At 58.5% G+C, this 14956-nt stretch carries 14 protein-coding genes and 4 pseudogenes; 12 read left to right on the forward strand and 6 right to left on the reverse strand.

The features are described 5' to 3' along the window. The first annotated feature begins 492 nt into the window (after positions 1–492). The 8 genes and pseudogenes from VSR82_RS37150 to phaP all read left to right on the forward strand — a co-directional run bounded on the left by VSR82_RS37150 (position 493) and on the right by phaP (position 5536). Complete coding sequence (locus VSR82_RS37150) at positions 493–1998, forward strand: ferritin family protein (protein WP_410852670.1); 1506 nt, start codon at positions 493–495, stop codon at positions 1996–1998. A gap of 23 nt (positions 1999–2021) precedes the next feature. Then, positions 2022–2282, forward strand: coding sequence for a toluene-4-monooxygenase system B family protein (locus tag VSR82_RS37155; RefSeq protein WP_013094441.1), 261 nt, complete (start codon positions 2022–2024; stop codon positions 2280–2282). 7 nt (positions 2283–2289) lie between these two features. Continuing rightward, positions 2290–2625, forward strand: coding sequence for a monooxygenase system ferredoxin subunit (locus VSR82_RS37160; RefSeq protein ID WP_176112225.1), 336 nt, complete (start codon positions 2290–2292; stop codon positions 2623–2625). A gap of 19 nt (positions 2626–2644) precedes the next feature. Next, complete coding sequence (locus VSR82_RS37165; RefSeq protein ID WP_013094443.1) at positions 2645–2959, forward strand: MmoB/DmpM family protein; 315 nt, start codon at positions 2645–2647, stop codon at positions 2957–2959. A gap of 78 nt (positions 2960–3037) precedes the next feature. Beyond that, a pseudogene (locus VSR82_RS37170) lies at positions 3038–3293 on the forward strand (transposase); the annotation flags it as partial. Between the two features lie 53 nt (positions 3294–3346). After that, positions 3347–3563, forward strand: a pseudogene (locus VSR82_RS37175) (hypothetical protein); the annotation flags it as partial. Positions 3564–3675: 112 nt separating this feature from the next. Continuing rightward, on the forward strand, positions 3676–4656 hold the full coding sequence (locus VSR82_RS37180) for an aromatic/alkene monooxygenase hydroxylase subunit beta (RefSeq protein WP_410852663.1): 981 nt from the start codon (positions 3676–3678) through the stop codon (positions 4654–4656). 346 nt (positions 4657–5002) lie between these two features. Beyond that, the gene (phaP, locus tag VSR82_RS37185; RefSeq protein WP_410852664.1) at positions 5003–5536 is read left to right on the forward strand and encodes a TIGR01841 family phasin; all 534 of its coding nucleotides are present in this window, start codon (positions 5003–5005) and stop codon (positions 5534–5536) included. Between the two features lie 229 nt (positions 5537–5765). Here the strand turns inward: phaP and VSR82_RS37190 are convergent, their stop codons facing one another. From VSR82_RS37190 to VSR82_RS37200, 3 genes are all read right to left on the reverse strand, one after another. Further along, on the reverse strand, positions 5766–6059 hold the full coding sequence (locus VSR82_RS37190; RefSeq protein WP_410852665.1) for a hypothetical protein: 294 nt from the start codon (positions 6057–6059) through the stop codon (positions 5766–5768). A gap of 958 nt (positions 6060–7017) precedes the next feature. Continuing rightward, positions 7018–7698: a 7-carboxy-7-deazaguanine synthase QueE gene (queE, locus tag VSR82_RS37195; protein WP_498858646.1), complete on the reverse strand. Its 681-nt coding sequence runs from the start codon at positions 7696–7698 to the stop codon at positions 7018–7020. A gap of 2 nt (positions 7699–7700) precedes the next feature. Further along, positions 7701–8117: a 6-pyruvoyl trahydropterin synthase family protein gene (locus VSR82_RS37200; protein ID WP_498858647.1), complete on the reverse strand. Its 417-nt coding sequence runs from the start codon at positions 8115–8117 to the stop codon at positions 7701–7703. Between the two features lie 816 nt (positions 8118–8933). On the opposite strand from VSR82_RS37200, the pseudogene VSR82_RS37205 reads away from it, so the two are divergent. Beyond that, positions 8934–9136, forward strand: a pseudogene (locus tag VSR82_RS37205) (transposase domain-containing protein); the annotation flags it as partial. A gap of 537 nt (positions 9137–9673) precedes the next feature. On the opposite strand, the gene VSR82_RS37210 reads toward VSR82_RS37205, so the two are convergent. Next, on the reverse strand, positions 9674–10639 hold the full coding sequence (locus tag VSR82_RS37210; RefSeq protein WP_410853238.1) for a M64 family metallopeptidase: 966 nt from the start codon (positions 10637–10639) through the stop codon (positions 9674–9676). Next, positions 10636–11094, reverse strand: coding sequence for a hypothetical protein (locus VSR82_RS37215; protein ID WP_368587855.1), 459 nt, complete (start codon positions 11092–11094; stop codon positions 10636–10638). Before VSR82_RS37215 ends, VSR82_RS37210 begins: the two co-directional genes overlap by 4 nt. 851 nt (positions 11095–11945) lie before the next feature. On the opposite strand from VSR82_RS37215, the pseudogene VSR82_RS37220 reads away from it, so the two are divergent. After that, positions 11946–13127, forward strand: a pseudogene (locus tag VSR82_RS37220) (IS3 family transposase). On the opposite strand, the gene VSR82_RS37225 reads toward VSR82_RS37220, so the two are convergent. Next, positions 13078–14001 (reverse strand): aminotransferase class V-fold PLP-dependent enzyme, encoded by a 924-nt coding sequence (locus tag VSR82_RS37225; protein ID WP_498858648.1) that lies wholly within the window; start codon positions 13999–14001, stop codon positions 13078–13080. The pseudogene VSR82_RS37220 and the gene VSR82_RS37225 overlap by 50 nt on opposite strands. A gap of 247 nt (positions 14002–14248) precedes the next feature. Between VSR82_RS37225 and tnpA the strand changes: the two genes are divergently transcribed. Continuing rightward, positions 14249–14683, forward strand: a complete 435-nt coding sequence (tnpA, locus tag VSR82_RS37230) for an IS66-like element accessory protein TnpA (protein WP_498858649.1) — start codon at positions 14249–14251, stop codon at positions 14681–14683. Beyond that, a partial coding sequence (tnpB, locus tag VSR82_RS37235; protein WP_498858650.1) for an IS66 family insertion sequence element accessory protein TnpB occupies positions 14680–14956 on the forward strand: 277 nt, incomplete at its 3' end. The genes tnpA and tnpB, both read left to right, overlap by 4 nt.

Genomic DNA, 14956 nt, shown 5'->3' on the forward strand with positions numbered 1-14956 from the left:
GAATTAAGGCGGCGGTTATCTCGCAACGACCGCTTAACTTCGCCCGACGCTTATCAACTCGATGCTCGTTGTGCGCTTGTGTGCAGAGTGGGGCCGTGCTGGACTAAACGATCAAAGCTCCTTTACGGCGGAAGTCACTCATCGTCCTGGACCTCGACAACTGCCGGCTTACCATCTCAATGCAGTGTCGCGGTAGGGCGCTGCGTTGCGGTAAGATTCACCCCCGCATCTTGATAGCGCCGCCACGGTGCCCAAACGCTGTCGTCACCCAGTGGATGCGGCCATGCTGTGTATGCGGTGGTACATGTCCTACTCGCTATACCTGCGCAATTTTGGTTCCCCTTTCGCTCCGCCGCGGCTCTCAGATTTGTCGCCTCGATCGCCAAGAAAGCAACGCCGCGGATTGGCATTGATCTTGCGTTCCCAAGGGGCCCGGTGGAGTGCGCATCGTGCCGGGAAGACGCATCGCCCATTCCAAAAGGAGGCATCACGATGGCGTTACTGGAACGAGCCGCATGGTATGACATTGCACGTGCCACCAACTGGACCCCAAGATATGTGACGGAGTCGGAGCTCTTTCCCGATCTCATGTCTGGGGCGCAAGGCATTCCCATGGCGAGTTGGGAAACCTACGACGAGCCCTACAAGACGTCGTATCCCGAGTATGTGCGCATCCAGCGTGAGAAGGATGCTGGCGCATATTCAGTCAAGGAGGCACTTGAGCGTAGCCGCATGTTCGAGGACGCCGATCCGGGGTGGCTCTCCATTCTGAAGGCGCACTACGGGGCAATTGCGCTCGGCGAATATGCGGCGATGAGCGCCGAGGCCCGAATGGTACGTTTCGGCCGTGCGCCCGGCATGCGCAATATGGCCACCTTCGGCATGCTCGACGAGAATCGTCATGGTCAGTTGCAGCTTTACTTCCCTCACGACTACTGTCCCAAGGATCGGCAGTTCGATTGGGCCCACAAGGCGTATCACACCAACGCGTGGGGTGCGATTGCCGCGCGCAGCGCGTTCGATGACCTGTTCATGTCGCGCAGTGCGATCGAAATCGCAGTCATGCTAACCTTCGCGTTCGAGACGGGTTTTACCAACATGCAGTTTCTCGGCCTCGCGGCCAATGCCGCCGAAGCGGGCGACTTCACTTTTGCAAGCCTGATTTCCAGCATTCAGACAGATGAGTCGCGCCATGCGCAAATCGGGGGTCCCGCGTTGCAGATCCTGATCGCCAACGGCCGTAAAGAGCATGCTCAAAAGCTCGTTGATGTCGCCATCGCGCGCGCGTGGCGTCTGTTCTGCCTGCTCACGGGCTCCTCGATGGATTACGCCACGCCACTCGTGCATCGCAAGCAGTCGTTCAAGGAATTCATGCGGGAATGGATCGTAGGTCAGTTCGAACGCACCCTGATCGACCTCGGACTCGACCTGCCATGGTACTGGGAACAGATCGTTAGCGAGTTCGACTACCAGCACCATGCGTACCAATTGGCTATCTGGTTCTGGCGGCCTACCGTGTGGTGGAATCCTGCTGCCGGCATTACACCTGAGTGCCGCGACTGGCTCGAAGAAAAATATCCCGGCTGGAACGACACGTTCGGCAAAGTGTGGGATGTCATAATCGATAACCTGCTTGCCGGCAAGCCTGAGCTCACCGTTCCCGAGACGCTGCCGATCGTCTGCAACATGAGCCAGTTGCCCATCTGCGCGATCCCTGGCAATGGCTGGAATGTAAAGGACTATCCGCTCGACTACAACGGCCGCACGTATCACTTCAACTCGGAAATTGATCGCTGGGTGTTCCAGCAGGACCCCGTTCGCTACCGCAATCACCTCGCGCTCGTTGATCGCTTACTGGCTGGGCAGATCCAGCCACCCGACCTGAGGGGTGCGTTGAAGTACATGGAACTCGCACCGGGCGAAATTGGCGATGACGCGCACCATTACGCGTGGGTCAAGGCGTACTGCGACAAGCTTTACGAAGAAAAGGCTGCATGAGCGGCGATTCAATGGAGGGCGATATGGCTCTTGTCCCTGTGATTTCCAATTTTCAGTACGACTTTGTATTGCAACTCGTAACCGTGGATACCGACAATTCCATGGACGAGATCGCCGCCGCAGCATCTCATCATTCGGTGGGCCGGCGAGTAGCGCCTCAACCCGACAAGGTGATCCGCGTGCGCCGCCAAGGTAGCAAGCAGTTCTATCCGCGCAACGCGAAACTCGCCGAGACCGACATCAAGCCGATGGAAACGCTGGAATTCATCTTTTGCGATGATTGAGGGCGACATGAAATTTCGGAAAGTTTGCACTCTCGATGACCTGTGGGAAGCGGAGATGACCGAGGTGGAAGTGGATGGCCACGTGATCGTGTTGGTACGTCCCGAAGGCGGCGAGCCGCGCGGCTTTCAGGGCATTTGTCCGCACCACGACATTCGGCTCGTTGAAGGAAAATTCGATGGCCGCGTGCTGACGTGCCGGGCTCATCAGTGGACCTTCGACGCAAATACGGGCAAAGGAATCAATCCGGGTGACTGTCGTCTCGCCGAATATGCCGTGAAGCTCCAAGGCGACGATCTTCTGATTGCCGTAGAAGGCGTTCATGCGCTCTTTGCCCATTCCTGAGTCCGCAGGGGAACACAGCATGATCGTTGACAAGACCGCCGAAGCTTACCGTAACAACCGCGTGGGTCCCGTGCTTCGCGCGAGCAGCATCACGGCCGGCGTCATCGAAGCCGCGCACGAGGACAACCCCGGCAAGGTGATCCGCGTGGACGACAAGCTCGCATATGTACGCATCGACGCGGACGGCGAACTGATCCTATGCCGCGCGACGTTGGAGGAAGCGCTGGGTCGGCCGTTCAGGATGTCCGAACTCGAAGTCAATCTCAGCTCGTTCGCGGGCCGCATCGAGACGACCGACGAGTATGTGCGTTTCTACTACGAAAAGACGCTTTAAGGAAGGTCTGTCGAAGTCCTGGCATTGACGCCCGTTCAGCTATCTTGGAAGCATCGCGAGTTAATTGGGTAGAAGTGTATTGTCGCAGTTCCCTGGATCTTTCAACCACGTGGAAGTCCGAATCTTCTCGAGGCGATGCGGCGTGTTGTGCCTTGGTCGGAGCTGATTTGTGCTGATCGAGCCGCATTTATCCGCGAGGCAAAAACGGACGACCACTTTTCCCGGTCGCGACGATGCCGCAAATTCGGTTTATGCAGCACAGGTTCGCTCTGTCGGACCCTGCAATGGAAGAGAGCTGTATCGCGAGTTCCGGGGTCTCGACGGCGGCATCGTGCACTGGACCAGAGCGATCATCTGGACGCTATACACGATCACATCGACCGGCTCAAGGCAGAGACCCGTGCCAAGGTTAAGCATCCCTTTCCCATCATCAAGCGACAGTTCGGCTATACGAGGGCCCGATATATGGGTTTGGTGAAAAAATGCTGTCCAGACGACGCGGTCTGCTCTGAGCGATTTATGGATGTTGCGCAGAGCTTTGCGAAACGCTGAAGATCTGGCCGGTGCGGTCATGTGTTTCACCGGCACGGCACCTGATGGGTGACTCTGCTGCGAAATCTCAACACAAGAATGTCGTGGCCGTTCAGACTGCGATGAGTGTGGAGTCACCGCTGCGAAAACGACCTCTGCAGACCTTTTCTTAACTGGAGACAATCATGACAGAAGTCCTCAAGCCACTGAAAACATGGAGCCATCTGGCGGCCCGGCGGCGCAAGCCAAGCGAGTACGAGATCGTCACGACCAATCTGCACTACACGACCGACAATCCCGATGCGCCGTTCGAGCTCGATCCGAACTTCGAAATGGCGCAATGGTTCAAGCGAAACCGCAATGCATCCCCGCTGACTCGGCCCGACTGGAATGCGTTCCGCGATCCTGACGAGCTCGTCTACCGCACCTACAACATGCTCCAGGACGGGCAGGAAACGTATGTCTTCGGGCTGCTAGACCAGTTCTCCGCACGCGGTCACGACAGCATGCTCGCACACACTTGGGCGGGTACGCTCGCGCGCCACTACACGCCCGCCCGCTTCCTGTTCCATGCACTGCAAATGGGCTCGGCGTATCTGACCCAGATGGCGCCCGCTTCCACGATCTCAAACTGCGCCGCTTACCAGACAGCGGACACGCTGCGCTGGCTCACTCACACGGCGTATCGCACCAAAGAGCTGTCGCAGACGTTCGGCGACCTCGGCTTCGGCACTGACGAGCGGCACTACTGGGAGGACGATCCGGCATGGCAGGGCTGGCGCAATCTCGTCGAGCACGCACTCACAGCATGGGACTGGGCGGAGAGCTTCGCCGCGCTGAACCTCGTCGCGCGCCCGGCGGTGGAAGAAACCGTTTTGCGAAGCCTCGGAGTGGCTGCGCGGCACAACGGCGATACGCTGCTCGGCCTCATCACCGATGCGCAGTTGATCGACGCCCAGCGCCATCGGCGTTGGGCCGCCGAACTCGTTCGCATGGCGCTAGAGGAGCAAAAGAACCGCGCGGTGCTGACGGCTTGGGTGAGCAAGTGGGAGCCGCTCGCCGACAAAGCTATCGCGGCGTGGTGCATTGCTCTCCCCGACGCACCGGACGCCAGCGCGCGCGCGCAAAACGCCACGCGCGAGTTCAGGCGCGCCGTCGGTATATGAGTGTCGGCACGAGCCGGCGGAGCATCGAAAGCGACGTGCTTGAGTTGTCCCCATCGACGATTGCTTCGTCGTCTGTACCGACGAATGTGGGCGCCGAGAAGTCTCTACCGCAGATTCAGTCCTTGATTGTGGTCAAGACACATTCAAGCAGATGAAAATCAATCGAGAAGAGCCTGATATTCTGTAGGCAACTGAGCCGATCTCGCCGGAGCAACGGGTTGCCGGACCGGGAGCATTCTGACGCGCACCACATCCGGCGCGCTTTTTTGACCCACTATGCGATCTCTGTCGCAAGATCGTGAAGGCGCCGCCTTCGTGTCCGGATCGCGCACACTGGAGCTTCATCATGCTGAACCGGGAACAGATTGCCGCAATCCAAAACGTAACGGTAGGTTACCTCTTTGATCTCGGCGACAAGACAGTGGAGAGCGTCGGGAAACTGGCTGCATTGAACAATCAATGGACCTGCACGACGCTTGTCGATATGTTCGAACTGGTGCAAAAGTCGCTATCGTCGAAGGAGCACCGGGACTGGCTCGCGCTTCAAGACAACTTCGCTGAGCGGATGACCGAGAGGGTGCTGACGTATAGCCGTCAGGCGGTCGACATCGTGTTGGTAACACAGGCCGAGTTCGCACGAATTGTGCAGGTGCAAGGTAGCGCCTGCCGCCGTCAGGTGCAGACGATGGTGGAGGACGTCGCCAAGAATGTTCCAGTCACGAGCGCTTTGAATTCCGCGATTTCGGCTGCCGATTCTCTATGCGAAAGCCTACGGAGTGCTGGTCGGCAAGAAGTTGAAGTCGCAAAAAGTAACCTTGAGGTCGGCGCGGAGGCGTCGAAGAGCACCAAACCTGTAGCTACAAATAAAACTAGCAATTAACGGGATTGCGTCCGCAAGAACGCTTGGTTATATTGACGAGGAGTCGAGATTCGTGCGCGTAGTACCTTGTCCTCCTTGTCCTAATTCTCGCGTGCCATCTTCGTGTGGATCCAGTGCGGAGTTATGTCGGCGCCATTTGCCAGAACATCTACTGCGTCAAGTTCGGCAAACGCTTATATGCACGGCCACTCGACAGAGCGCCCTGACGTGAATGGTCCGCGCCGACGAGTCAGGTCTTTTTGGTGTCGGGGGCCAGACTCCACAGCCCTTGCTGCCAAAGATCCCTGGTGGTTGCTACATAGTCGCGTGACATGATCAGATATGACGCTGCTAGTTCGGTGCAGTCACGCGCAGCCACAGCAACATCGCAAATGGCTTGCACTGCTGCAATGTCGCGCCTAATACGCTGTAACCTCAGATCGCAATTTCGTTTCAGGGTTTCGTGGTAGCTCGCCTGCATTTGCAGGGCGAGCGTGAGAGTTGCAGCGCACAGATTGAGCGATGTAATGGGTTGTACTGTCATGGCGGATTCTTAAATGTGAAGACGCGGCCGACGCCTATGGGTCTTGAGCGAACGTTTGCCACGAACGGTGCATTTAGTATAGCCGTATCCGTCAAAAGCGCGCTTAACATGTGTCAATCAGGGGCGAGATACCGTTGGCGCCTCGAGACAATGCCGCACTGTGAAGCAGCTTGGGGACGCCTGTTCAAGCTCAAGGTGCTTAAATCTGGCCTAATCGGGTTGTTTCCTGCTGGAGTCTGCTGGGACGGTGCGAGCCGTCGGCCAATGCGGCGGCGCCAGACTGCGCAGAACGCGGCCGCCCCCGAGAGCGTTACGCAAGATCCCGCGCGCCGCTGTTCAAGGGGTGGCAATGCAACGCTAGTTCCAAACGTCGAGCATGATGTCCAACCCTCGTAAGGCACAAGCTCAACCAGCCAGACGCTGGTTTTCGTACCGCTTCGCGAATTGCTAGCGCCTTGGACGTCCTTAAAGCGGGCGCGAGTGTAGCGACCGGTGATCTGAACATTGGCGGAGTGCCGCACGAACATCATCCATAGTCTTCTGCGCCGGCTGACGCGTTCAGAATCGCTTGCCGTTGCTCGGCTGAACATGATCGCGGAAGCGAGCTTGTCGCTGGCCTTTGCGCTTGTCATTTCACCGCATGCTGCCCGCCGCGCGAGTAAGGCATGCAGTGGCCCGACAGCGCGCGAACCGTTCGCACGCGCACTTTTGGGCGGCCTGCTCGACGCCTTGCCGATGCACGTCGACACCTACCTCGACGCGGTACGGTGTAAGCGCACTTCAGCTCAAAGTTCCGCCATGACTCATGCCATTCCACACGGGCGCGTTCGCGATGCCCGGACATGGCGGAATGCCCCGACGAGGTTCCGGCTAGCTCTACGCAACTGATGACGCCCTATATTTTTCTTGATCAACTGGGAGGACCTTCACCTCGCGTTGCCAGACCAAGATGGAGATGCTATCGGATGTTGATGAGTTTATGCATCTGCAACGATACGCGCCAGCCGTAGCGTTGCGCGGCCCGAATGCAGATATCCGTGGCGCGAGACGACAGGCTCAGCGGCTGCAACCAGATCGGTATGTCTCGCGCTTGGTGGAGCGGGTCAAGTTTCTCGAGCACCATGCCAACGTCGCGCTGCTTGCCGATCGCGCATTTGAGCTCGTTGGCTCGCCACAGTGCTTCATCTAGCACCGTGCGGCCACCGGGCATGGCGTACTTGGGGCTGACGGTGACGAAAGTGCTTGGCGTCACGAGCGGTATGTAAGTGCCGGAGGTTTCGACCTGGACCCGGTGATGCCACGCTTCGAGCTTCGTGATCAGCGGGCGCAGATCGTAGATGCACGGTTCGCCGCCCGTGATGACCACGTGCTCAGCATCTGACGCCCGCACTATATCGGCTAACGTCTGTACGCCGTACCACGCATAGCTGTCGCACGGTGACGCTTCTTTCAGACGCATCGCGCCCACGCTGATCGCGCGCTCCGGGACCATTTCCCACGTATGCTTGCTGTCGCACCACGGACAACCGACTGGACACCCCTGCAGGCGGATGAACACCGACGGTGTGCCGGTGAAGCTGGCTTCGCCCTGCAACGATTCAAAAATCTCGTTGACGGGATAGATGTCAACGGGCGGCACAGTTAGCGCCGGTACGTCACAGTGCATTTGCGCGTCTCCTCGATTCGCACTTCGACCAACCGGACGCTGGTTCCCTGCAAGATATCAGGGCCGAGCTCGGTTACCAGCCACTGCGCCACGTTTTCAGCGGTCGGATTGAAGGGCACGCCGACCACCGACGGATCGAGGTCGCGCAAGCCGACATAGAACGGATCTTCGATCCACAGCAACATGCGGTGATCCCAGTGATCCTCGAGCCAATTGCAAAGCAGTGTCTTGATCGCCCCGAAGTCGATGACGCACCCGAGATCGTCGAGTGAGGAAGCTTCGCAATCAAAATGAACGCGGTAGTTGTGCCCATGCAGGTTCTTGCACTTGCCTTCATGTCCCACTAGGCGGTGACCGCATGAGATGTCGTGGTAACGCTCGGCGTGTAGCATTGTCATAACCCTTGTCCTCGTGCAATGGGCAGAAAGTCTTCCGATGCGGCGTCGCGATCGCGAGGAGCCACGCATCGCAATGATGGTCTGACATTAGCCGGTCGTAGACGTGCGTCGTGTAGGTGCGGAAGCGCAGATGAGCTGCTTCCTAGGCAGGCAGCGTGTTGTGCATTTTCGGCTTAGGTACACCAGTCAGTAGCGCGAAGGGATAGGGCACCAAGCCTTCGTTCGTCGCGGGCAGATGTAACAAGTCATCAGCGGCGCTCGAACGTCAGGTCTACCAGCCGGTGGCCAATGATGCCGTCCATGGCGGCATGTTCGGTATATGGTCGAAGCCGACAAGAGAACCTCATTGTGTTTGCGCGCGCTGGGAAGCGCTACGCGGTGCCAGTCGTGCACAAACGCGAAAACGCACCAAGCTAAGGTCTTATATAGTACTTCATGGTCCACATGGAATTTTCTGGTTGCAATTGGCCTACGCTTTTTTCTATTGTGGCAGGCGCAATCACATACGCCTTGATGAATGTCAACCTGCGCGTCCGACGCTGTATTACTTCCGGCAAATGGGACTCCGGGCGCCGGCATTCGTGCCGGTTCCATTCGACATGAAGAACGTGCGTCAGGCTGAGATGCGCATCCAGCATCCACGCCGACACGACCCTCACTACGCCTAGGCTGGCCTCAACGTGCATCACGCGACCGCCGCTCCGCTCTTCGACGTCTCGTACCTTGACGCGACGCCCATACAGGGGATGTCAACGGTAATGGACTTCAACTTCTTGCCCGATATGGGCAGAATGATCGCGAACTTGCTATCGGCGTAACTGGTTGTTCGCCGGCTCGCTGCGAGCAGGCCAACGCGCTGCCGCCATCATGGGCCTGTTGCGCTCACCACAACTCAATGGGCACGAGCCGCACGCCTATCTGAAAGATGTCCCACGTGACTGCCGACCCACAAGGCCAGCGATATCGCGGCATTACTACCGCATCGCTGGCGACCGACCGCGACCAGCCACTAGTTAATCCGTCAAGGCGGCTTGGCTAGCCGCTTACGAATGCTCGCATCCGACCTGGTGATTCCCTGATCGCATCGGATCGACGGACGATCAGCGCCTTATGCACGTAACCATTGCTGGCGAAGTGGCGGTCCAGACTGGGTGAATTTTAGCTCGATCAACAATAGGCGAAGATGCCGCTCTATTGGCCCCTGACGTGCCCGATGGCGTAGTAATTGTAGCGCCGATGCTTATCGACCGTCCGGGGCCTGTCGAGGTTGCCTGCGCGACCGAGTCGAGGCCATAGCGTGGGATTGCTGCCAAAGCTGGCGTCACTCGCATGAGTGACGCCGATTCCTCTGATGGTCAGCATTGCCGGCCGCGCTCCAACCGGTGTTGGGGCTGACGTTCATGATCGACGGCAGTCTCGCTATGATGTAGCTGAACTAGGCCGCAATCGCGCCCGCTTTGCTGCCTGCGCCCGAAGGGCTAAGCGTGCTGATCCGTGGGCCGGACTCGATAACGACGTTCGCTACTACCGACGCCGCGCGCGGACCGCAGTCAGGCCGATGAATCCGCTGTGGTTGCATCAACGTTCGCGCCACCGGGGTTGCCAGAAGTTGGGGTGAAGTGGCTCGTGACAGGCGGCAGCGGCAGGAATGGCTTAAGCGTGTTCCTGATGACTTCTAGGCAGACCGCGCAGAACGGTTTCCCGAGCGTACGCATTTGGCAGTTGTATTGTGGACGATACAATCCGCAATGGAAATACCCTGCGCCTGTGAATGCACCAACCGTAGCGGCCGGGGCAGGCGATGCTTGGGTATCGCATTGCGTACAATTAGCGTTGACGGTGGTCGGTAGCGCAGTGGCCGCAGCGATCAGTGCGCCCCATTTGATCGTCGCGCGGTCGGTGTTGGCGGTTATGTTGGGTTGTGCCGGCTCGGTTCCCGTATAGGTGTCGTGGCCAGTTTCACCGCTTGAACAACCGGCGTACGTCGAATATTCGTCGGCGAGGCCGAATGCCGTGTGCCCCATTTCGTGGATACCGATTTGCTCTGCGCCGTCTGCTTTCGAAAACACCGCGACCGGCCCGCCGGAACCGCCGTAGATGGTGCTGTTGACGATCACTACCGTCATGTTCGTCTGTGGCACCTGCGTGCGCGCGACGTTCAACGCTGTAGCGGCGTCGACGCTGAGCAGCCGCCGTATTTGCCCACCTTCGCAAAACGTCGCGTCGAAATAGGTGCGCGCCGTCGCGCCGGTACCGTTGCACAAGCCCGCGGGGTCGTCAGCGCCGCTGTCGGTCGAGAAAACCTCGACGCGGTGTACGTTGACGGCCGACCACATCTCGTTGAACGGCGCGGTACCGGCGACAGCGTTTGCGAAGTTCCACGCGTCGGTCGCATAGGTCGCCAGTTCGGCCCTCTGGTAGCCGTCGCCAAGGATCACAAGATTCCAACGCGATACATCAGGACCGTGGTCGATGATCTTGCTGACGCCGATGACGGCGCCATCTGCGGTAGTCATTTCAGGATGTCATCCAAACTGAATCGGGCGATTTCGCGCGCCGCACCCGTGCCAACCCGCGGTCCACCGCTGCGCGCTCGTTCGGCGCGGATCGTGCCGAATGGTGCGACCGGCGGGTGCTCTGTCGCCAACAGAACCAGTGTCGCCGCTTCCCAATAGGCCGGTACAAGAATTTCGAAAACGCCGCGCCGCAGAGCTGTAACGTGCGTTGGGGTCGCGCCGGGCGCATGCGCTTCGCGATACCGCGGCATTGGATCATGCTGGATCCGTCGGTATAACGGCCGGCCGTGGGGGTCGCGCAATTCGAACCAGAACCCCGCCTTGCCTTCGGAGCTGCACAGCTCATGCGAGGGTGGCAGGGTCATTTCGACCAGATGCTTTGAGGCGAGCGATAGCGCGTCGCCGTCGTAGGCAAAGATCAGGCGCAGGGTGCGGCGGTACGGTGGACTTGGCATCGGCGAACATCGCAATCCGGCAGTGGTGCCACAATTTTCGAGAATGCATCGAGCTGATCGACCAGCGCGGACGTTGCGGTTGTGCCCGGCGACCTCAATCTGCTGCTGCTCGCTTGCGCCGGCGGGTCGACTGTACACCAAGGCCGACGTCCTCAAACGTCCATCGCTGCAATATCCCCAACACGTAGCTTGGCCGCATGTACTGCTCACCGATGACTGCCGCTGGCAGCGGTAGCATCATTTGGTTCTCGCATCTTGTTGCATAACGGGGATGTCGACAGCGAAGCCTCGTCGGGCTCATTGCGGCCAGCAAAACTAAGCCGCCGCTATGGCCACAACTACCCTCAGTAACGCGTGTCCGCATCCTTTACATCGATTATTCCAACGGAAAATAGCTGACTGGTCGCCGGTGCAGGAACAGCAATCGCAAGGTCGTTGTTCAGCTCAATTGCAATAGAGTGTGTGACCTTTCGAGCATGTCGCCAAAAGGGCCAACATGAGAACGATCCAGCTCGTCTGCGCATCCCTCTGCTGCCAAGGAGATGATAACGCCATTCGGACGCGCGATATCACTCGATATTGTTTAAGTGTGCATAAGGAAAGTTGATGGAGCCTTTGCGAGTATCGGCGTTTTTTATTGCTGCGAGTATTGATTTCTGATCAATGTCAATCTGATTCAAATTCATAAATGACAGCAGCACCATAATGCACCATTCTAGCTGGCCGGACGATGAAGAATCGATACATTTGTTGAACATAGACAATTTGTTGAACATAGACATGAGCTTCCCCTGAAATTTCGCCTTCCGGCAGGTCGGGTATAAACTCGACCGAAAGGAAGGAAAGAAGAAATGTTTAAGGTACCGCACCAGGTGTACACGGCGGAGTTCAAGGAAGCTGCAGTGCAACGAGTCAAGGACGGGCAAGGCGTGAGCGCCGTGGCCGGCGAATTGGGTATGTCGATACAGACGCTGCGCAACTGGCTCAAAGCGTCGGAAGCCGGCAAGCTGAACGGCCCGGGGGCGAAGGTCGTCACGGCGGAACAGATGGAGCTTTCGCGTCTGCGGGCGGAGAACAAGCGCTTGCAGATGGAGCTGGAAATCGCAAAAAAAGCGGCGGCGTTCTTCGCGAAGGACCTCCTGTGAAGTTCGCCTGGATTGACACGCAATGCCGGCACTATCCGCTGTCGGCGCTGTGCGAGGTCCTTGGAGTAAGCGTCAATGGCTATCGCGCGTGGATAGCGCGGCGGCACGCCTGAGCGACAGCGGCTGACCGATGTCCAGTTGCTCACGTTGATTCGAACGATTCATGCCAAAGTCAGAGGCGCCTACGGTTCGCCGCGCATGACCGACGAGGTGCGCTCTCGCGGCTTTCCGGCCAGCAAAGCACGTGTGGAGCGGCTGATGAGCGCCAACGGTATCCGAGCCCGCCACAAGCGCCGTTATCGGGTGACAACCGATTCTCGACACAAGCTGCCGGTTGCGGCAAACGTGTTGAACCGACAGTTCACGCCGGCCGAGCCCAATCAGGTGTTCACCTCGGACATCACGTACATCTGGACCGACGAAGGCTGGCTGTATCTGGCGGTCACGCTGGACCTGTTCAACCGGGAGGTCGTAGGTTGGTCCGTCAAGCCGCGCATGACGGCGGACCTCGTGACCGACGCATTGACGATGGCGTGGTTCCGCCGCCGGCCCGCGCCCGGCGTCCTGCATCATTCGGATAGAGGCAGTCAATACGCCAGCCACGACTTCCAGCGCAAGCTGGCCTCGTACGGGATGCGCTGCTCGATGAGTCGCAAAGGCAATTGCTGGGACAACGCGCCGACGGAAAGCTTCTTCAACAGCTTGAAGAACGAGCGGGTACACGGCACGCGGTATCGCACGCATCGCGACGCCGTTGCGGACTTGTTCGAATACATCGAAGTGTTTTATAACCGCAGTCGTCGTCATTCATCGCTCGGCTTCACGTCGCCAACTCAGTTCATGCAAGACTGGCTTGCGGCTCAGCGGACAAAGGATACGGCTGCATAACCCCGGACCTCTGGAAGGCGAAAAACCGAGGGAAGCTCACGCGGATGACAGCGTCACGGACAGAGGCGTATCGCTCTCCACGGCGAACCACCCCTTCAATAGCCAGTTCTTCGAGGGCCTTTGCGCACGCCTGAACAACATGTGTCGGTGGCGTGGAACGCCACTCGCCAGTCTGTTCGAAGTTACGCCATTGGTCCCGAACGTCCAACACGAACGAGTTGGTCTCTGAGGTCCTGCTATCGAGCGTTTCCAGCGAGGCAACAACAAAAGACACTCCCGGCGGACCCTCGATGCACTTGTTACTCGAGGTCACAAGGACGACAAACGGAACTTCCCTGGCACTGATTTCCACCGCACCGAAAAAACTCATTGCGTCGATAATGGTTCTTACACCATGACGCGTTGCCAACTCTACCATTGGCCGGAGCGGATTGACGACTCCCGTGGTCGTTTCACAGTGCACAAAACAAAGATGGGTGATCCCCGAATCCTCTTCCAGACACGCAGCGACTTTTGTCACGGGGAAGGACTGATCACTCGGGGCAACGATGCTGACGGCATTAATGCCTCGGATCTGCAGCATTTTGAGGATCCGCTCGCCGTAGTTTCCATTAATGCATACGAGAGGCCGGTCTGACGTCCCAACGAACGAAGCCAATGCCGCCTCTACGCCGTAAGACCCGCCGCCCTGTATGGGTAACTGCCGAGTACCCCCCCGAGCGTCCAGCAAATCTACAATCAGGCCCCTTACTCGCTCCGTTATTTTCTTGAAACTCACGTCGCGGGAACCCATGTCAAACTGCATCTCAGCCTTTACTTCGGCGTCCAACGCCAATGGCCCCGGTGTCAATAAAAATGGCTGCCGTGCGGTCATAGGTCCACACTCCATAGACGAAAACAGTTGTCTAAGGACGCGAAAGCGCCGCCCATGCCCCACCTGACACCCGTCGCGCACAGATATCAGAGATCAAAGTAGTTGGTTACCGATGCGGCCGAGCGCATCGCATTGGACTTCATGTCAATTGACGGACTGGAACTCTTGCGCAGGCCCGCTTCGAGTTATCTGCGTAAGCGGCTCATGCCGGCCGTTATAGACAGTTGCTGAGGGCGACATCAAAGTGATGCCCATCATTTCCAATCTGATGGGCACCACTTTGACAGAGTCTGCGGAGAAGAAGCCGGGTTCCCGAATGGGGCGCCCGAACTACCCACGGGAGTTGCGTGAGCGACTGGCAGCGGCCGCTTGCGAGCCTGGCGTCTCAGTCGCAAAGCTGGCCCGGGAGAATGGCATCAACGCGAACATGCTGTTCACCTGGCGGCGGCGATATCTGGCCGATCAGCAAGCTCGATCTGCCGGGCTCATTCCGGTCGTATTGCTCAGCGACACGCCGACGGAGGTCATTGCGTCAGCTCCGGTAGAAGCGCCCGCGCAGGGCGCGAAGCCTGTATCACCGGTCGGCAGGATCGAGATCCGGATCGGTCGTGCGGTGGTTAAAGTGGACGGCCTGGTTGATGCGGATATGCTGCGGATCGTGCTGGGTAGTCTGCGCTCATGATCTCCCTACCGGCAGGCACGCGCATCTGGATCGCTGCTGGCGTCACTGATATGCGATGCGGGTTCCAGGGGTTGGCAGCGAAGGTGCAAACAGCGCTTGGGGAGAATCCGCTGGGCGGCAACGTCTACATCTTCCGGGGCCGTCGGGGCGATCTGGTAAAGATTCTCTGGGCCTCGGAGGACGGAATCTGGCTGCTCGCGAAGCGGCTTGAACGAGGCCGTTTTATATGGCCCAAGGCCGACGGTGGCAAGGTCCATCTGAGCTCTGCACAAC

The organism is Burkholderia sp. JPY481 (assembly GCF_038900515.1).
Classification (GTDB): Bacteria; Pseudomonadota; Gammaproteobacteria; order Burkholderiales; family Burkholderiaceae; genus Paraburkholderia; species Paraburkholderia youngii.